Origin of the sequence: Ferrovum sp. JA12 (assembly GCF_001431705.1) — a bacterium.
Taxonomy (GTDB): domain Bacteria; phylum Pseudomonadota; class Gammaproteobacteria; order Burkholderiales; family Ferrovaceae; genus PN-J185.
Genome location: NZ_LJWX01000001.1, coordinates 460,020 through 478,930 on the forward strand (window position 1 = coordinate 460,020; position 18,911 = coordinate 478,930).

Sequence of the window (18,911 nt, forward strand, 5' to 3'; positions counted from 1 at the left end):
ACTACTCCGCCGACATGTCATAGGCATGACTTACAAAAACAGCCCCTTGAGTGGCGACAGATTCACCAATTTCTAACCCTGATGTAATTTGATAAAAACCGTTTTGTTGTAAGCCAATTTGTACTTGTTTTTTTTCAAACAGACGACCATTGTGGGTAGTCCATACAATTAGAGAGCCATCGCCTTGTCTCACCACACTATCAAAAGGAACCGCTGGAACTCCTTTTAGGTTTCCAGTAGTAATAGTAAAATAGGCCAACATACCAGGGATGAGAAGTTCAGTATTGTCCTTAATATCTGAGCGAACTAATATACTGTGTGTGTTAGCATCCACCAGTGCCCCAACATTGCTTACAACACCCATAAAATGACGATCATTCAGTGATGGGACTCTTACATCAACACTCTGTCCAACTTTGACTGCAGAAATATCGGATTCAGCAACGTTAGCAATCATCCATTTAATACTTGTGTCCGATACAGCCATGGGGGCGGGTAATGTACCAGGTTGTACATAAGCACCAGGGGCAGGGTTATTAAAAGTAATGATTTTGCCACTGAGGGGACTTCGTACAACCAAATCAGCATCAGCCCTTTTATTGAGAATTATGGATTGGATATCTCCGTCGGTTTTACCAAAAATTTTTAAATTTTTAATAGCACTTTGGTAATTACCTTCCGCTGTTTGTTGATCTGAAATTGCCTGCTGATAGTCCTTTTCAGACATGGCCTTCAGCTTGTATAAAGCTCTAGCGCGACTTAGCGCCTTAGTACTTAATTCTTTAGCTGCAGCATTCGCGATTAAAGTGGATTCAGCCTGTAATAAGTCAGAACTATCAATACTATAAAGAGGCTGTCCAATTTTAACTACTTCACCTAACTTTACGAACACTGCGTGAATTTTTCCGGGGTAGTTAGGAAAAACCTGGATAGTTTTTAAATCATTAAAAGCAATCGACCCAACAGATTCTTTGTTAGACCGGAAATCATAAGCCACCACAGGTTTAATTTTAACAAATTGGCTTTGAGTCCCTGTTAATAAAATTTGTTCTTTATTGATTAAGGGGGGTTCTGCCAGAACTTTTGTTGTGATATGACTACTTTCTAACCAGCGTGTTAAAGCAATGAGAAGAAGTACAACAACAGTAATTGCGATTTTTTTTATCATATTAAGGTTTTTTTATTAGGGTATCTAATGGTTTTTTGTTCCACCAACCACCACCTAAAGCAACATACAATGCCGCTGCATCGCCAAGTAGATTGGTTCTCATTTGTATATAATTTATTTTCGCTTGCTGATAGGTAATATCAGCATTTAATAAAATTAGTTGATTAATTAAACCTAATCTTTCTTGAGATTGCGTCATACTCAACAACTGTAGATTAGTATTTAGTAGTTTTTCAGCACGATTTAATGCATTGGCATCATTTTGTACTGCATGCATCGTATCGGCCACGTTCTGAAACGCATTGAGAACTGTCAATTTGTATTGTGAAACGGTTTGGGAAAAAGCTTCTTTGGCTCCTTGCTCTCGAGCGCTTAGTGTTCCACCGTCAAAGATAGGTAACGATAAATCACCAATAAGGTTAAAAAAACCAGCGCCATTATGATAAAGCTGATCAAAGGCATCTGCCGCGCCACCGATGGCACCCGTTACATTAAATTGTGGAAAACGGTTTGCCAGTTGCACCCCCACTTGCGCATTAGCATATCGAATTTGTTCTTCTGCCGAAAGAATATCGGGTCTTTGTCTAACTAGATCTGAAGGGATTGAAGCAGGTAAGGTATGCGGAAGCTTAAATTCGGATAAGACAAAATGCGTCTTAATCTGTTCACTTGGAAAATGTCCTGACAAAACATGTATTAAATCATTGGTTTGTTCTAATTGCTGTTCTAGAGGAACAATTTGTTGTTGGGCTTGGGTGAGTTGTGTTAATTGATTATTTAGATCTATTGCACTAGCGTAGCCAAGGTCAAGTTGATGTTGAGTAAGATTGAATAATATTTGATTATCTTTGATAATTTGCTGGTTGGCTTCAATTAAACTTTTCAGTGATGCCTGTTGTAAAGCCGCAGCGACTGCATTGGCTGTGAGAGTGATATAGGCGGCTTCTAGCTGATAGGCAGTAATTTTTTCCTGCGCTTCCAGCGACTCAACAGCTCTTCTATTGGCTCCAAAAATGTCAGGAGTGTAGCTTAAGGTCACTTCAGCAGTATGAAAGTTATAATAAACAGGACCGTTGTAAGGCGCGTTATTATTTGGGTTGACGTAAGTTGAAATAACATTACCATTGCCTTGAATACCTGGTGAGTTACCACCTAAATTACCGGCTAATTTATTTCTTGATAAAGCATAGTCAGCACCAATGCTTGGAAAAAAGAAACCCTGTTGGGCAATAACATTTTGTTTGGCCTGCCTGAGGCTCGCCTCGGCAGCCGAAAGGGTTGGATTGTTTTGAATCACCATTTCAACATAGTCGGAGAGGCTTTGTGAGCCCAACAGATTCCACCAGTCGCCGGGAATGCTACTTTTTGTGTCTAGGTTAATTCGTCCTGAAGGGGTTATTTGATTTGGTGATGAACTTTCAACATAACCTGCATTCTTGGATAATCTCGGAGAATGGAAATCAGGGCCCACCGCGCAACCTGAAAGTGAAGCCATCACACCCAGTGCTCCTGTCAGTAATACAAATTTATTTAAATTTCTTTTGTACATAAACCTAAAGGAGCGAGAAGATAATTAAAAAGATTACATTATAAGTTTTTTTCTTGGCTTTTATATTTCAATTTACGTCAATCTATCAATGTTATTAGCTTTTTTAGCTATTATTGATTTTCTGTTCTAGTTCTTCTAGACGTTCACGGGTTTTTAAAAGTATCGATTTTTGAATATCAAACTCTTCTCTTGTTACCCAGCCGCTGTTACTAAAAAAGTTATTCAGTATTTGACGTAAATTCTGTTCAATATCTTTAATAGGTGTTTTGCCAACAATTGATAAGATTTGGTTTATAGTTTCATCTATTACAATTTTATTAAACATCTGAAAACTCCTTGAAATTGTTGCATAATTTTAATATGAATAAACGCTTATGAGGAGAAATGGGTAAATAAAAATTTTGTTTTTATTAATTAACCTTCTTAAACTAAACGAGATAAGAATTGATTCAGTTGAGATATAATTTGTAATTGTTAAAATTTGTAACACCATATAAAAAATAACTTTTAAGTTTTTAAGCGTTACCTTCGGGGGGAGAAAATCATGCTTTTTAAAGGTATATTCATAGCGCTAAGCGCTGTGTGCGGATTAATTATTTCTACAATAGTCATAGCTGATAGTAACACAGAGTCAAGTGGCCCTACGCTAACAGATATCTTGAAAAATTCAGAAATTGATATAAAAGGCTACTTTGATACCTCTTATATCGCTAGCAATAAAATACCTGATCCTTCTATTCAGGTATTTAACCAAGATAAAAACTCTTTCGCATTACATCAGTTTGGTTTAATTATTTCAAAAACACCGAAGGAGGGCTTTGGGGGATTATTAAATATAACGGCAGGGCGAGATGCTCAGACCATGTCATCTTATGGGGCAAGTAATCAAGCAATAGATCTTACCCAAGCTTACATTCAATACGCTAAGAGTCGTTATACATTAATTGGTGGGAAGTTTGGTACCCTAGCTGGTGCCGAGGTGATTGATAGTTCTGCGGACACGAATATTACGCGTTCAATTCTTTTTGGCAAAATACCTTTTACAAATACAGGTATTAGATTAACCACGGCCTTATCAGACATGACTAATATCATCTTTGGGATTAATAACGGATGGGATCAGGTCACTGATACTAATACACAAAAAACTCTTGAGGTTGGTTTGAGTACTGCATTTACTCAGGACACTTCTTTGATTGTAAGTGCTTACTCAGGCGTTGAAAACAGTTTCCCAAACGCGGGATTTGCTTACCATAATCCTATTCCAGGGTTGCCGCAAACCACTAATGCTATCGCCAGCGGTACTAGAAATCTATTAGACGCGGTTTTTTCTACTAACTTAACCAAATCATTAACCTTTATATTGAATGCAGATTATGTTGCACAAGAAAATGTCCCAGGTGTGAGTGGTAAAGCCTCATACGCAGGAGTAGCAAGTTACTTGAACTATCAATTTAATGACCAGTATCGAGTTTCTTTACGTGCCGAACAGTTAAGGGACAATAGTGGCTGGGCTACTGATCCTAACTCAGGAGCATATGTTGGAGGCGTTGCACCTGGAGCCAATAATGTTCGTGAGGCAACGATTACTTTTGGATATGCACCATTTAAAACCACAGAAATCCGTGTAGAAGAGAGATACGACCATTCTGACTTACCTGTTTACAGTAACAGCAGTAATATGAATACTTTTGGTGTTCAAGGTATTTATAAGTTCTAGTTAACAAATTCGTGTTCAAGTGCAACTGATCACAGCGAATCATTAAGCCATTCAAGCTTGATGAGGTACGTGAGGCCTTAAATGCCATAGGGGTACAAGGGATCACGGTCACTGAAGTGAAGGGGTTTGGCAGGCAAAAGGGACACACTGAGTTATATCGAGGAGCTGAGTATGTGGTGGATTTTTTACCGAAAGTAAAATTAGAAGCAGCTATTGCCTCCGAGATGTTAGATCAAGTATTGGAGGCTATAGAAAAATCTGCCAATACTGGGAAGATAGGTGATGGCAAGATATTTGTCTTTGAGTTAGAACAAGAAAACGTATTCAAAACAGTGATTACGGGTAATAACACCTCGTCATTTGCTGACTGTATTAGTGCAAAATTATCAAAATGCACTGTTTTGATGCATAAAATGTAACTATATCTAGTTTTATGTATCATTTTAGTTGTGAGTTAATAAATCTTTTGATTAAAGCAGCCCCCCCTTTGTCTATTAACTAACAGAGTTACGGATTTTTATTTTTTTTAATTACCTTAAAGCAATCCAAAAAATCAATTAGTAAGCCATTGATTATATTGGTTAAAAGAAAATAAATTGTTTCTGTTTTTGGTTGATCCTCCCAATCCATCTCCCCCGAGAAATTAAAAACAACTGTTGGCATGCTTCATGCTTAACATTTTTATGTAACAAGCCTATATATTTTAACTTGTAGTATCGTTTGGGAGAACGCATGCAATGAAAAAACAATCGCTGATAGCATTAATGGGTTTAATCTTCTCGGTTTCACCAAAATTGGTTTATGCAGACGGCACAGCAGCTCCCGCCGCTGACGCAAATAAACCCACTTTGGAAACCATATTGACGAACAGCGGCATCACGGATAAAGAGTATATTGATGCCAGTTATATTGGTCACAATCAAACCCCTAATACAAATATACAAGTTATCGATCCAACCAAGAGTTCTTTTGGTCTTCATCAATTGGGTGTGGTGATTGCAAAACAACCTAAAGAAGGTTTTGGTGGACTGGTAAACGTTATTGCAGGTTCTGACGCGGGTGTAATTTGTTCTTACGGAATTTGTACGAATAATACAGCGCAACCTTTCAGCGGGGGAAGTCTTGCCCTACCACAAGCATTCATTCAATACGCAAAAGGTGATTGGACAACTATTTTAGGCAAGTTTCCATCGCTTGCCGGTGCTGAGTCCTTTGACAGCACACTAAATACCAATATGACAAGGTCGATTCTCTATAATCATCAACCTTTTACTCATACTGGAATCAGAATTGCTAATGCATTAACAAGCTCAACCACTTTAACGGTAGGGGTTAATAATGGCTGGGATCAAGCTACCGCGCAAACCGGTTCTAAAACATTCGAGCTCGCACTGAACGAAACGTTTACACCCGACACATCATTAGTGGCAAGTATTTATTCTGGTGCAGAAGCAATGCCACAAGTCGGCGGGACATACAGCCCAGGAAATATTTCGCCTGTAACCTACACAACTAATACCATTGGAGGCAGTGCGCTACTACCAACTAATGGTGGACGTAGTGGTTTAAGAAATATCTACGATACAGTTTTCACCACTAATTTGACCTCACAAACCACCTTTATTGTAGACGCAGATTATGTTACACAGCAAAATGCAGCACTCTCTATCAATACTGTTGGGACAGAGACTTATTGGGGTATTGCAGCGTACTTAAATCATCAATTTAACGACCAGTATCGCGTTTCGTTACGAGCAGAACAATTACGTGACGAACAAGGTGTAGCTATAGCCTACAGCGGAGGTGGTACGCCACTCGGAGCTAATACTGTTCGTGAAGTAACGGTTACTTTAGGATACGCGCCAATTAAAAACTTTGAACTCAGAACTGAGTTGCGTGCTGACCGTGCTGACAATCCTATTTTTGGAACAAGTAACGGATCATTAACGCAAAACATGTTGACTTATGGTATGCAAGGTATCTACAAATTTTAAGGTTAATTAATGAGGAGACGCAAATGAAACTTGTGACGGCAATAATTAAGCCATTCAAGCTTGATGAGGTACGTGAGGCCTTAAGTGCCATAGGGGTACAAGGGATCACGGTCACTGAAGTGAAGGGGTTTGGCAGGCAAAAGGGACACACTGAGTTATATCGAGGAGCTGAGTATGTGGTGGATTTTTTACCGAAAGTAAAATTAGAAGCAGCTATTGCCTCCGAGATGTTAGATCAAGTATTGGAGGCTATAGAAAAATCTGCCAATACTGGGAAGATAGGTGATGGCAAGATATTTGTCTTTGAGTTAGAACAAGTAATTCGTATTCGTACCGGTGAAACCGGTTCTGAAGCGTTATAAAGGGGAAAAAAATGAAAATGTTAATGAACAGCTTCAAGGCGGCACTGGTAGTGTTAGCTTTAACTGTTGGTTCGCACCATGCACTGGCGGATGAGGCTAGTGCACCAGCAGCCTCAACTCCAGCAGCGGCAACACCAGCAACACCGGCGGCAGCAACACCAGCGGCAGCCCCCGCTGCCGCACCAGCACCTACAGCACCGTTTTTAACTGATTTCAGTAAGATTAACTCAGGTGATACGGCATGGATGTTAACTTCCACAGCGTTGGTATTATTTATGACCATTCCGGGGTTGGCTTTGTTTTATGGTGGTATGGTGCGTAAGAAAAACGTATTAGCAACTCTTATGCAAAGCTTTGCCATTACCTGTTTAATCACTGTTTTATGGGTGGTAATTGGTTATAGCCTTGCTTTTATGCCAGGCTCTGGATGGTTGGGTAATTTAGATCGCTTTATGCTCCATGGCATGCTCTACCAACATGATGCTTCTAAAGTAATGGTCTCTCATATTGCAACAAATATTCCTGAATCGGTATATATGATGTTTCAAATGACCTTCGCTATCATTACTCCAGCATTAATATGTGGTGCCTTTGCTGAACGCATGAAGTTCTCCGCCATGATGATGTTTATGGCAGTGTGGTCAATTGTAGTGTACTCGCCTATTGCCCATTGGGTATGGGAACCAGGTGGTTGGTTAGCCGGTAAAGGGGTGCTTGATTTCGCTGGCGGTACGGTTGTGCATATTAACGCGGGGATTGCAGGGCTTGCCGCCGCATTAGTGATGGGTAAAAGAGTGGGATATGGCAAAGAACCTATGGCGCCACACAACCTAGTCTTAACATTAGTAGGTGCTTCAATGTTATGGGTGGGTTGGTTTGGATTTAACGCAGGGTCAGCTGTTGCTGCTGATGGCCGTGCAGGAATGGCTATGGTTGTCACTCAAGTAGCTACTGCCGCAGCGGCTCTTGCTTGGATGTTTGCTGAATGGGTAATCAAAGGAAAACCTAGCGTATTAGGTATTGCCTCAGGGGCCGTTGCAGGATTAGTTGCTATTACTCCAGCCTCAGGTTTTGTTGATACCACAGGTGCACTAATCATCGGTATTGCAGCAGGAGTTATCTGTTTCTGGGCCGCCACAAGCTTGAAACACATATTGGGTTACGATGATTCCTTAGATGCATTTGGTGTTCATTGTGTCGGTGGGATTGTAGGTGCTCTTTTAACAGGGGTCTTTAACGTTAAAGAAATAAGCGGCGTCGATGGAAGTCTCGCAACTCAAGCTTTAGGCGTTGGAGTGACTCTGGTCTATGGTTTTGTGATGTCCTACATTATCCTCAAAGTTATTGACCTGTTAATTGGCCTGAAAGTCAAAGAAGAAGAGGAACGAGAAGGTTTGGATTTGGTTTTACATGGCGAACGTGTTGAATAGTTCGGTTATTTAGACTCTCCTCATGGCGCCTTCGGGCGCCTTTTTTGTGCGCCCAGTATGGGGCCCCGCACTCATTTGGGTGAAAGTCCCGCCGTAAGTTGGCCACAGCGAGCAAAGCTGCGGAAGTGTCACCGACCGTAAAGAGGAAGCGCGGAGCAAAACTGCGAGTTGATGCATAAGAATCGGATAGAAGGCGTTGCCGAGCAGGGTGAGCGGTTAAGAAACTGTGTAGTGGTCAAGTCATTTTGGACATTCTGACGGGTTTTTTGTGACTTCTCTCTAGTTATAAATTGTAGGTGGCAGATACCTCAAGGTTGAATGCAACCGCTTGGTATTGTAGAACGCCACAATGTATTGAGTAATGTCTCGAATGGCCTCTCCCCGGTTGGTATAATCTCGTTACTAAATACGCTCCGTCTTGAGATTCAGGAAGAAACGCTCCATCACAGCATTATCCCAGCAGTTACCTTTGCGGCTCATACGGCTAATCCAGCCATGCTTATTTAGTAATTTGGCATATTAATTGCCACAGTTCGAATGCACGCTAAGGCAAGGTGTAGGATTGCGTGACATAATCGCACGCTGTAGAGCCGAACAGACAAGCTCGGCGGGCATGGACGGGCCATAGCCCAGCCTACGACCCTACTTACAATTTAGATAAAAACTACCACTAAGTATAACCAGCCCGACCGGGTTCGAACATAGGTCAGATCAGACACTCAAGATTAATCCATTTGATCAGGGTTAAATTGTTTAGCCAGTACATTTTCAAACACCGGCAAGTTATGCTGACTGTATAGGTACGGCCTCCTTTCTCAGCAACGAAACAATCTTGTAAATCATCTCAGTTCTCGGGCAAAGAAGGTCGACGCTTTTTTTAATATTTTATTATTCTGTTGCAATTGACGATTGTCATGCTCAAGTTGCCGAATTCGTTGCTGCTCTTCAGTTAATGGTTAACCGATACCTGCACTTCTCTGAAGCTCTGTCTGATATTGAGCAACCCACCGCCTGATGGAAGATTCACTAATTGTTAGGTTCTTACTTACCTGGGGAACAGAAAGTCCCTGATCAAGGATCCTTCGAACAACCTCAACCTTGTAATGATCATCAAATATACGTTTCTAATTCATCATCAAACCCTCTCTGATAGCTATTATCCTCCTATCAAGGTGTCCACGAAAATTAGACCACTATAGGTCGAGCAACTGCAGAGCTATGTACTAGTGTGGAAGGATTACTTCAATCTGCCGCAAATCCCACAGGCTGACGACAGCTCGACGAGTGGATGCGGTGGAGGATGCGGGTACTTCATCTGAAGCCATAGCGACGCGTAACGATTCTGTAACGGGAGCTGCTCAAATTCGGCGCTTCTCGGCCCAATGTTGTGCAATCCGTGGCGGCGCTGAGTCGTCGCGCGTGGCACCATCGTATGTGCGCAATTCGCAAAGTGCTGACAATTGCCTACTTTATCGCATCGGCAAGTCACGTCTCACTTAATCTCAATTACTCGATCTGCCCGGTGCGGACCCGCATGCCCGGTGGTGAAGGAGGAGATCATCCAGCTACTGGCCGCCCCTATCTCGATATCTATCGTAGTTTTTGAAAGATAGCCTAGAGCGTGTAAAATAGCTGGCTATGCAAAATAAAACTACTCTATTACAACAACTACTCAAGCAAAGAATTGTTTTTCTTGACGGCGCCATGGGTACCATGATTCAGGGCTATAAGTTAACTGAAGCAGACTACCGAGGCGATCGTTTTCAGGATTTTGCGCATGATTTAAAAGGCAATAATGACCTTTTAGTTCTAACGCAGCCACACATTATTAAAGCCATTCATCAGGCTTATCTTGAAGCGGGTTCAGACATTATTGAAACCAACACCTTTAATGCTAATCGTGTCTCAATGGCTGATTATCATATGGAGGATTTGGTCTATGAAATTAATAAAACTGCCGCCCTTATAGCCCGAGAAGCGGTGGATGAATTTTTGGCCAAAAAACCAGACCAACCTAAATTTGTTGCCGGTGTTCTTGGTCCCACCACAAAAACCGCTTCAATCTCACCAGATGTTAATGATCCCGGTTATAGAAATGTAGATTTTGATACTCTAGTTGAAACCTATCTTGAAGCGATTGATGGATTAGTGGCAGGTGGCGTTGATATTTTGCTAGTGGAAACAATTTTTGATACTTTAAATGCAAAAGCCTCTGTTTTTGCTATAGAAAGTTATTTTGATCAGCACGCTATGCGTTTGCCTGTCATGATTTCAGGCACGATTACAGATCAAAGTGGAAGAACCTTAACCGGGCAAACTACGGAAGCATTTTGGAACTCCCTAAAGCATGCTAAACCTATCTCGATAGGGTTAAATTGCGCTTTAGGCGCGGAATTAATGCGTCCATACGTGGAGGAAATGGCTCGTATTTCTGATACTTACGTGAGCGCTCACCCTAATGCAGGGCTCCCTAACCCACTCTCTGAATCAGGTTACGATGAGAGTCCTCAAGTTACCGCACGATTGCTAAAAGAGTTTGCTGAGTCTGGCTTTATTAACATTGTGGGGGGATGTTGTGGGACAACTCCAGCACATATTAAGGCAATTGTTGAGGCAATTCGCAATATCCCTCCGCGAGTTATTCCAACTATTACACCAGAGTTACGCCTCTCAGGACTTGAGCCACTGAATATTGCAGACAACTCACTGTTTGTAAATGTTGGAGAAAGAACCAATGTAACGGGTTCTAAAGCATTTTCGAGATTAATTTTAGCTGGTGATTTTAATGCAGCGTTAGCTGTTGCTCGAAATCAAGTGGAGAGTGGCGCGCAGATCATTGACATCAACATGGATGAAGCCATGTTGGACTCCAAAGAGGCAATGAAGCGTTTCTTGAATTTGGTGGCGGCAGAGCCAGATATCTCAAGAGTGCCAATCATGATTGATTCATCAGACTGGCAAGTAATTGAGACCGGTTTAAAATGTGTCCAAGGTAAATCCATTGTCAATTCAATCAGTCTCAAGGAAGGGGAAGAAGCGTTTCTAGAGAAAGCTAAACTGGTTTTGCGTTATGGTGCTGCCGTGATTGTCATGGCTTTTGATGAGTTGGGTCAGGCGGATACCCTAGATAGAAAAGTTGATATTTGTACGCGCTCCTATCATTTACTAAGAGAGAAATTAGATTTCCCTCCGGAAGATATTATCTTTGATCCCAATGTCTTCGCTATTGCAACAGGTATCGAGGAACATAATAATTATGCCGTGGATTTTATTGAAGCCACTAGAATCATTCGTCAGACATTACCTCATGCAAAAATAAGTGGTGGCGTATCAAATGTTAGTTTCTCTTTCAGAGGGAACGAACCGGTAAGAGAGGCAATTCACACAGCATTTTTATATCATGCCATACGTTCTGGTATGACCATGGGTATTGTTAATGCAGGTCAACTCGGTGTTTATAATGAAATTGCCCCGGAGTTACTCGAACATGTTGAGGATATTATTCTCAACCGAAGACATGATGCCTCTGAGAGGATGGTTGTTTTTGCCAGTCAAGTAAAAGGTGAGTCCAGAACACAGGCAGAAGACTTGAGTTGGCGCCAAAAAACCGTACAGGAGAGATTAACTCACGCATTGATTAAAGGGATTACTAACTGGATCGTTGAGGATACTGAAGAGGCTCGCCTTCAGTATAAGCTACCCATTGAAGTTATTGAAGGTCCACTGATGGATGGCATGAATGTGGTGGGCGATCTGTTTGGTGAAGGAAAAATGTTTTTACCGCAGGTGGTGAAGTCTGCTCGCGTAATGAAACAAGCTGTTGCTCATCTTATTCCTTACATCGAGGCCGAAAAAGCGAGATCTGGCGATACTCGTTCTAAGGGGAAAATCTTAATTGCAACGGTAAAGGGTGATGTTCACGATATCGGAAAAAATATTGTAGCGGTAGTTTTGCAATGTAACAACTTTGAAGTAGTGAATATGGGAGTAATGGTCCCCGCAGATAAAATCCTACAAACCGCAAAGGAAGAGAAAGTTGATATCATCGGTTTGTCAGGATTAATCACCCCTTCCCTTGAAGAAATGGCTCATGTAGCAAGAGAAATGCAACGTGAGGGATTCTCTATTCCACTTCTTATTGGCGGTGCCACAACCTCAAGAGTTCATACCGCTGTCAAAATTGAACCCTACTACCCATGTGGTGTTACCATTTACGTACCCGATGCCTCTCGTGCGGTAGGTATTTGTAGCCAGCTACTTAGCGACGAATTAAAGGCTCCTTTTATTGAAAAGCTTAAAGAAGATACACAGCGCATTCGTCAGCAACATGAATCTAAAAAGGGACAAGGATCATTAGTCCCTTTTCTTGAGGCAGAAAAAAATCGTTTTATGGTGGATTGGAACAACTATGTCCCACCCAAACCAAAAAAATTAGGTATTACAGTATTTGATCAAGTTCCTCTTAAGGAACTGGTGGAATTCATAGATTGGGCACCTTTTTTTCAAACCTGGGAGCTGTCTGGGAAGTTTCCAGATATTCTGACAGATCCCATTGTAGGGGAGTCTGCTAAGTCAGTGTTTTATGATGGTCAAAAGATGTTAGAGGAAATCATAACTGAGCAGTGGTTAACCGCTAAAGCGGTAGTAGGTATTTTTCCTGCAAGCGCTGTGCATGAGGGCGAAGATGTTGCTGTACTTGACCCAGAAAACCACCAGTTATTAACTACTTTTCATTTTTTACGGCAACAAAATCAGAAAGCTGCCGATAGATTTAATTATAGTTTGGCCGATTTTGTTGCGCCGCAATCTTCTGGTTTAGAAGATTACCTTGGTTGTTTTGCAGTCACCGCAGGCCTCGATATTGATGCGAAGTTAGAGGAATTTGAGTCGAAACATGATGATTACAACTCCATTATGTTAAAAGCCTTAGCAGACCGACTAGCTGAAGCCACGGCAGAGTGGCTCCATCAATATGTTCGTAAAGAGATTTGGGCATATGAGCCAGAGGAAGCACTTACTAACGCAGATCTAATAGCTGAAAAATATCAGGGTATTCGTCCTGCTCCAGGATACCCTGCTTGTCCAGATCATACAGAAAAAGACCAGTTATTTAAGCTAATTGACGTTGAAAAGAATGCTCAAATAATATTGACAGAGAGTTTTGCCATGTTACCCACTGCTGCGGTGAGTGGTTTTTATTTTTCTCATCCACAAAGTCGCTATTTTGCTGTTGGCAAACTGGATAGAGATCAGATTGAGAGTTATGCTCAACGTAAAGCAATGACTGTTGAAGAAATCGAACGTTGGTTAGCGCCTAACTTAGGTTATGATCCTTACAAAAAATCCAATTAATTTATGCATATTCATATTTTAGGTATCTGTGGCACCTTTATGGGTGGTATTGCGGTATTGGCAAAACAAGCGGGACATGAGGTCACAGGCTGTGATGTGAACGTTTACCCACCCATGAGTACGCAGCTTAAGGCCCAAGGAATTTATCTGATTGAGGGTTTTGCTGCTGAGCAAATTAACTTAAAGCCTGATTTATTTGTGGTTGGTAACGTGGTGAGCCGTGGCAATCCATTAATGGAAGCTATTCTTGATAATGATTTGGACTACACATCAGGGCCACAATGGCTGTCTGAACATATATTGAAACATTGTCGTACGCTGGCTATTGCTGGGACCCATGGTAAAACTACTACTACCTCACTTGCTGCATGGATACTGGACCATGCAGGTTACGCCCCGGGTTTTTTAATTGGTGGGGTGGCCCATAATTTAAATGTTTCCGCACGACTACCTCAATACTTTAGCAATACCCAAGAAAAACCTTGGTTTGTCATTGAAGCTGACGAATATGACACCGCTTTTTTTGATAAACGCTCAAAGTTCATACATTATCATCCGGAAATAGCTATCTTAAATAATCTTGAATTTGATCATGCTGATATTTTTAAAGATCTTGAAGCCATTAAAACCCAGTTTTGTCATCTTCTGAGAACAGTCCCTGCTAAAGGTTCTATTATTTATAATGATGGAGATAGTAATATTTTAGACGTCATTGCACAGGGTACATGGTCTCATTTGATACCGTTTGCTAAAGAAGGTCCCTATACAATTTCTACTCATGATGGGCAAATAACCATAGTGCATCAACTATCAGGTACAAAGAAAATTGTTCCATGGAGTTTATTGGGTGTTCATAACGAGGCCAATGCCCGCGCTGTGGTCACTGCTTTGTCAGTGATAGGATTAACCATTGATGAAATAAGCATGGGTTTAGAGCGCTTTAAGGGTATAGCAAGACGAATGGAAGTCAAGGGTACAGTCAATCATATTACGGTTTATGATGACTTTGCCCACCATCCAACTGCTATCGCCACCACGATCTCAGGACTAAGAGAAAAAGTAAAAGAGCAAAGAATTCTAGCGGTTATTGAACCTCGTTCAAATACGATGAGGCAAGGGGTTTGGGCAGAAAGTCTACCTCTTAGCCTGGCAGAGGCTGATTATATCTTTGTCTATAGCGCTAATTTAGGATGGGATATAGAAAGTGCACTCAATCCATTAAAAACAAAATTGATAACAAGTGACAAGTTAGATCATTTAGTGGATCAAATCTGTGTACAAGCAAAACCAGGTGACCATATTCTCGTAATGAGTAATGGTGGCTTTGGCGGTATACATCAACGTATTTTAAGTGCCCTACAATCATGAATGTTTTTTATGAGGACGAGGGAGAGCTTAGAGTTGCAACAATTTTAACGCCATCTGAATCGAGCTTAATGGTAGAAACCCCATTTGGTAAAAGAGTTAAGATTAAACGCCAGGCGGTTATTTTTGAATTTGAATTTACTCCACTTGAGCAATTCCTAGCTCAAGCAAAAGAGCTACAAAAAGAACTAGATGTGCAATTACTCTGGGAGGTTTCAACAACTGGCGATACAATAGATGTCAAAGAATTAGGTAAAGAATATTTGGGTCGCTTACCTAATAGCCTTGAGTTAGCTTCCTTTTATTTAGCTTTATTTCATGCACCAATTTATTTTTATAAGCGTGGCCGAGGTCAATTTAGAAGAGCCTCCGATGAGAACTTAAAAGCCGCCTTGTTTGGTCTTGAAAAGAAAAGGCTTCAAGAAGAACAAAAACAACTGTCTCTTCATCAAATTCAACAAGGAGACACTCCTGATTGGTTGAAATCCCATTACCAAACAATTTTATATAAACCAGATAAGAATACTTGGGAGTACAAGACAGCTGAATTTATTGCTAATGAATTAAATATGTCATTGCCAGAGTTGGTCACTTTTTGTGGTCTGTTAAGTGACAGCCATGAGTTTTTTACGCAAAAATTTATACATGATCATATTATTCCTGAAATTTCATTGCCTGCCTTTGATAAAGAAAAAATACTACAGCCACTCCCTGAGGCAACAGTACTTGGTTTTAGTATTGATGATGCCTTTACTACTGAAATAGATGATGCCTTTAGTCTCACCGAGCACGATCAATACCATTGGCAAGTGGGTATCCATATTGCTATTCCAGCTTTAGGTATCGATCCAGACTCGCCCTTGTCGCAATATGCCCGACAGCGACTATCTACGGTATATATGCCTGGTAATAAAATTGCTATGTTGCCGCAAGTGGTGATTGATTGTTTTAGCTTAAAAGAAAAAAACTGGAATCCTTGTTTGTCTTGTTATCTGACAGTGGATAAACAAAGTTTTGAGATTACAGACAGAATAACCAAGATTGAAAAAATATGGATTGAAGATAATTTAAGGCTTCATGAATTACAGCCTTACTTTTTAGAAGGAGACGTGGTCGCACAGCATCCCTACCAACATCCATTACAAATATTATTGTATTTTGCCCGGAAAATTGCCAGTAACCGTGGTGTGAACGACAGACCACAAACACAATATATTGATTATGATTTTGTGGTAACAGAGGATCGCATAAGCATCACCCAAAGACCTAGAGGCTCTTCCCTAGACACCTTGGTGGCAGAACTTATGATTGAGGTGAATAGTCACTGGGCACAGTTATTAGCAGAGAGTGAGCTCACTGGACTCTTTAGAGTTCAAGAAAATGGTAAAACCTATATGAGTACTGAGGCCAAAGCCCATAAAGGGTTAGGGTTAAAGAGGTATGCTTGGACTAGTTCTCCATTGCGTCGTTATGTGGACTTGGTTAATCAATGGCAACTATTAAATCTTATTAATAATCGGTTAGAAAACTGTTTTATAAATAGTAATGAGTTTACCGATATAAACAGATCCTTTGATGTGACCTATGGAATATATTTAGATTTTCAGAGAATGATGGAAAAGTATTGGTCGCTACGGTGGCTACTGCAGGAAAATATTATCCAGTGGCAAGCTACAGCACTTAGGGAAACCAACGTAAGACTTAAGGGTTTACCTTTAGTGTTGTCTGTTAAAGGAGTGGATAAGCTAGTATTAGGGGAGATTTATTCTATTAAAATCAGTGCCATTGATTTATGGCAACTCACCTGCCAATGTGAGTTAGTACAGTAATCTATGGTAAAAAAAACCACTTTCTTATGGGTATTATTACTATCACTGGTTATTCATATCTGTATATTATGGTTTTTTTTATCTCAATACCCCTTACCTCAGATTAATACTCTTCCCTTTTCTGACACACAAGCCCCTGTTAATTTAACCTGGTTTTCGGAGAATTTAGTGCCCCCTAAAGAGCCTAATATTCAACCCTCCTTAGCATCAAAAGACATAACAAGGTTTAAAAAGAAAGATATTGTTTTGCCTGTCGTGGGTCTCAAAAAAAGCCCGATTAATGATCATAAAGATTTAATTACGCAAAGTTTAGACATGGCTAAGCACTTGGAGGCAGAGAGAGTAGGTACTAAAAGAATTATAAATAGTATTAATAATCAATATGCTGTTATTCAGCAGTATGAGAATGATTTTAGAGGTAAAGTGGAAAGAATTGGTTCTGTGAATTATCCCGCACCAGTTAACGGTAATCCTTTATCTGGAAATGTAAGAGTCAGCGTAGTTATAGACAGTAACGGACATATTCAAGAATTACTGGTTTTAAGAAGCTCCGGGGTCATTGCTCTGGATCAGGCTGCTATCAACATTATTCGTCTTTGCGACCCTTTCCCTCCTTTTTCAGAGACCATGAAGGCCATCACAGATGAGGTCAGAATTACCAGAACCTTTGTCTTTAGACAAACTGATGAGTCAGTTATTAGTCATTAGATCATCTTATAAAGAGCCAGTGTTTTCTCTCTAGCTATCTTATGATCGACTATAGGCGCTGGATAATCTATCCCAATGAGGCAGTGATATTGTTGTTGCTCGAACTCCGATAACAGCCATGGGCTATGAATTTTGGTAGATGGGATACTCTTTAACTCAGGACAATAGCGTTTAATAAAACCCCCTTCACTATCAAACTTCTCCGATTGGGCAATGGGATTAAAAATTCTAAACCATGGCTGTGCATCGCAACCAGTGGAGGCAGACCATTGCCATCCACCATTGTTGGCAGACAGATCAAAATCATTTAAATGCACACTAAAAAAAGACTCTCCCCAGCGCCAATCAATTTGTAAGTCTTTTACCAGAAAAGAAGCGCTGATCATTCGCAAACGGTTATGCATAAACCCAGTTTGTATCAGTTGTCTCATGGCGGCGTCAATAATAGGGTAGCCCGTATTTCCAGTACACCATGCTGTAAACCATGTAGGGTTATTTTCAAACATTAACTTATCCCATTCCTTTTTGAAGGCTCCTTTTGTAACATGCGGAAAATGCCAAAGAATAGAAAAATAAAAATCGCGCCAAATCAGTTCATTTAACCAGCTTGCGGATCCTTGGTTATTTAGTTGAAGTGCCTGTCTGACTAACTCTCTAACAGATATCGTACCAAATCTGGAATGAACGGATAAATAAGAAACACCCCTAATGCCCGGAAAATCTCTACGTTCATGGTAATAGGGCATCCTGGGTATAAATTCCTTGAGTAGATTCCTTGCACCCGACTCTCCAGCAATAATCTTTAACTCAGTTAAGTTAGTTGACATAAAACCAAGATCAGTCAAAGTCGGTATTACGTAATTAATAAGATTAGATTTTGCAAGATGAGAGAAATCTACTTCTTCTAAGCTATAGTGCTCAGCTGATAGTTGTTTTAACCAATTATTCTTGTAGGGAGTGAAAACAGTATAGGGCTTCTTTTGTGCTGTCAGAACTTCTTCCTTTTCGAAAACTGCGTGGTCTTTAAAAGTGAATAGCTTGATATTGCTCACCTGTAGATTTTCTTCAATAGCCTTATCTCTTTGTCTCGCGTAAGGTTCATAGTCATGATTTGTCACCACGGCATCTACTGATAGTTGTTGTGCCAATTGAGGAATAATGTTGGTTGGGAAACCGTCAACTATAATTAAATCTCCGCCATGGGCGATTAAGTTGTGTTTTAGCTCTTCAAGTGAGCGCCAGATAAACTCTACTCGACGATCTTGTTTGTTGGGTAGTTGATCAAGAATATTTCTGTCAAATACGAAGACACAGTAGACATTGTGAAAATTGTTCAGAGCATAGCTTAAACCACGATTGTCATATAAACGTAGGTCTCGACGGAACCAAAACAGTGCTTTTTTTAAAGAGTTAACTTGTGTGCTTTGCATTTTT

General features: G+C 40.6%; 12 protein-coding genes and 2 pseudogenes. 9 read left to right on the forward strand and 5 right to left on the reverse strand.

The window, feature by feature from the left end; genetic code table 11:
* Nucleotide 1: 1 nt before the first annotated feature.
* The 3 genes from FERRO_RS02485 to FERRO_RS02495 form a co-directional block, all read right to left on the reverse strand.
* Entirely contained in the window at nucleotides 2–1,168 is a 1,167-nt protein-coding gene (locus FERRO_RS02485; protein WP_056929281.1) for an efflux RND transporter periplasmic adaptor subunit, read from the reverse strand.
* Nucleotide 1,169: 1 nt separating this feature from the next.
* Nucleotides 1,170–2,663 carry an efflux transporter outer membrane subunit gene (locus FERRO_RS02490; RefSeq protein ID WP_160318090.1) on the reverse strand — a complete coding sequence of 498 codons (1,494 nt, stop codon included), beginning with the start codon at nucleotides 2,661–2,663 and terminating at the stop codon, nucleotides 1,170–1,172.
* Between the two features lie 157 nt (nucleotides 2,664–2,820).
* Complete coding sequence (locus FERRO_RS02495; RefSeq protein ID WP_056929283.1) at nucleotides 2,821–3,042, reverse strand: accessory factor UbiK family protein; 222 nt, start codon at nucleotides 3,040–3,042, stop codon at nucleotides 2,821–2,823.
* A 219-nt stretch (nucleotides 3,043–3,261) separates the two neighbouring features.
* Between FERRO_RS02495 and FERRO_RS02500 the strand changes: the two genes are divergently transcribed.
* From FERRO_RS02500 to FERRO_RS02520, 5 genes and pseudogenes are all read left to right on the forward strand, one after another.
* Nucleotides 3,262–4,437, forward strand: coding sequence for an outer membrane beta-barrel protein (locus FERRO_RS02500; RefSeq protein ID WP_056929284.1), 1,176 nt, complete (start codon nucleotides 3,262–3,264; stop codon nucleotides 4,435–4,437).
* A gap of 38 nt (nucleotides 4,438–4,475) precedes the next feature.
* Nucleotides 4,476–4,781: pseudogene (locus tag FERRO_RS02505) on the forward strand (P-II family nitrogen regulator); the annotation flags it as partial.
* Nucleotides 4,782–5,174: 393 nt separating this feature from the next.
* Nucleotides 5,175–6,431 (forward strand): outer membrane beta-barrel protein, encoded by a 1,257-nt coding sequence (locus tag FERRO_RS02510; protein ID WP_056929285.1) that lies wholly within the window; start codon nucleotides 5,175–5,177, stop codon nucleotides 6,429–6,431.
* A gap of 23 nt (nucleotides 6,432–6,454) precedes the next feature.
* Nucleotides 6,455–6,793 (forward strand): P-II family nitrogen regulator, encoded by a 339-nt coding sequence (gene glnK / locus FERRO_RS02515; RefSeq protein WP_056929286.1) that lies wholly within the window; start codon nucleotides 6,455–6,457, stop codon nucleotides 6,791–6,793.
* 23 nt (nucleotides 6,794–6,816) lie between these two features.
* Nucleotides 6,817–8,223: an ammonium transporter gene (locus FERRO_RS02520; protein ID WP_446718613.1), complete on the forward strand. Its 1,407-nt coding sequence runs from the start codon at nucleotides 6,817–6,819 to the stop codon at nucleotides 8,221–8,223.
* 279 nt (nucleotides 8,224–8,502) lie between these two features.
* Here FERRO_RS02520 and FERRO_RS09915 read toward each other — a convergent pair.
* Nucleotides 8,503–9,341, reverse strand: a pseudogene (locus FERRO_RS09915) (IS3 family transposase).
* 520 nt (nucleotides 9,342–9,861) lie between these two features.
* Between FERRO_RS09915 and metH the strand changes: the two are divergent.
* Genes metH through FERRO_RS02545 form a run of 4 tightly spaced genes read left to right on the forward strand, consistent with a single transcriptional unit; the run spans nucleotide 9,862 to nucleotide 17,477 of the window.
* Nucleotides 9,862–13,575 carry a methionine synthase gene (metH, locus tag FERRO_RS02530; RefSeq protein ID WP_056929289.1) on the forward strand — a complete coding sequence of 1,238 codons (3,714 nt, stop codon included), beginning with the start codon at nucleotides 9,862–9,864 and terminating at the stop codon, nucleotides 13,573–13,575.
* A gap of 3 nt (nucleotides 13,576–13,578) precedes the next feature.
* Complete coding sequence (gene mpl, locus FERRO_RS02535; RefSeq protein WP_056929290.1) at nucleotides 13,579–14,943, forward strand: UDP-N-acetylmuramate:L-alanyl-gamma-D-glutamyl-meso-diaminopimelate ligase; 1,365 nt, start codon at nucleotides 13,579–13,581, stop codon at nucleotides 14,941–14,943.
* Nucleotides 14,940–16,769, forward strand: a complete 1,830-nt coding sequence (locus FERRO_RS02540) for a ribonuclease catalytic domain-containing protein (RefSeq protein ID WP_056929291.1) — start codon at nucleotides 14,940–14,942, stop codon at nucleotides 16,767–16,769. Before mpl ends, FERRO_RS02540 begins: the two co-directional genes overlap by 4 nt.
* A 3-nt stretch (nucleotides 16,770–16,772) precedes the next feature.
* The gene (locus FERRO_RS02545) at nucleotides 16,773–17,477 is read left to right on the forward strand and encodes an energy transducer TonB (protein ID WP_056929292.1); all 705 of its coding nucleotides are present in this window, start codon (nucleotides 16,773–16,775) and stop codon (nucleotides 17,475–17,477) included.
* Here the strand turns inward: FERRO_RS02545 and FERRO_RS02550 are convergent.
* Complete coding sequence (locus tag FERRO_RS02550; protein ID WP_056929293.1) at nucleotides 17,474–18,907, reverse strand: cryptochrome/photolyase family protein; 1,434 nt, start codon at nucleotides 18,905–18,907, stop codon at nucleotides 17,474–17,476. The genes FERRO_RS02545 and FERRO_RS02550 overlap by 4 nt on opposite strands.
* Nucleotides 18,908–18,911 lie beyond the last annotated feature (4 nt).

Excerpts from the sequence above, each read along its gene's own strand:
- FERRO_RS02485 (WP_056929281.1), bottom strand. The coding sequence starts at position 1,168 with ATGATAAAAAAAATCGCAATTACTGTTGTTGTACTTCTTCTCATTGCT.
- FERRO_RS02490 (WP_160318090.1), bottom strand. The coding sequence starts at position 2,663 with ATGGCTTCACTTTCAGGTTGCGCGGTGGGCCCTGATTTCCATTCTCCG.
- FERRO_RS02495 (WP_056929283.1), bottom strand. The coding sequence starts at position 3,042 with ATGTTTAATAAAATTGTAATAGATGAAACTATAAACCAAATCTTATCA.
- FERRO_RS02500 (WP_056929284.1), top strand. The coding sequence starts at position 3,262 with ATGCTTTTTAAAGGTATATTCATAGCGCTAAGCGCTGTGTGCGGATTA.
- FERRO_RS02510 (WP_056929285.1), top strand. The coding sequence starts at position 5,175 with ATGAAAAAACAATCGCTGATAGCATTAATGGGTTTAATCTTCTCGGTT.
- glnK (WP_056929286.1), top strand. The coding sequence starts at position 6,455 with ATGAAACTTGTGACGGCAATAATTAAGCCATTCAAGCTTGATGAGGTA.
- FERRO_RS02520 (WP_446718613.1), top strand. The coding sequence starts at position 6,817 with ATGAACAGCTTCAAGGCGGCACTGGTAGTGTTAGCTTTAACTGTTGGT.
- metH (WP_056929289.1), top strand. The coding sequence starts at position 9,862 with ATGCAAAATAAAACTACTCTATTACAACAACTACTCAAGCAAAGAATT.
- mpl (WP_056929290.1), top strand. The coding sequence starts at position 13,579 with ATGCATATTCATATTTTAGGTATCTGTGGCACCTTTATGGGTGGTATT.
- FERRO_RS02540 (WP_056929291.1), top strand. The coding sequence starts at position 14,940 with ATGAATGTTTTTTATGAGGACGAGGGAGAGCTTAGAGTTGCAACAATT.
- FERRO_RS02545 (WP_056929292.1), top strand. The coding sequence starts at position 16,773 with ATGGTAAAAAAAACCACTTTCTTATGGGTATTATTACTATCACTGGTT.
- FERRO_RS02550 (WP_056929293.1), bottom strand. The coding sequence starts at position 18,907 with ATGCAAAGCACACAAGTTAACTCTTTAAAAAAAGCACTGTTTTGGTTC.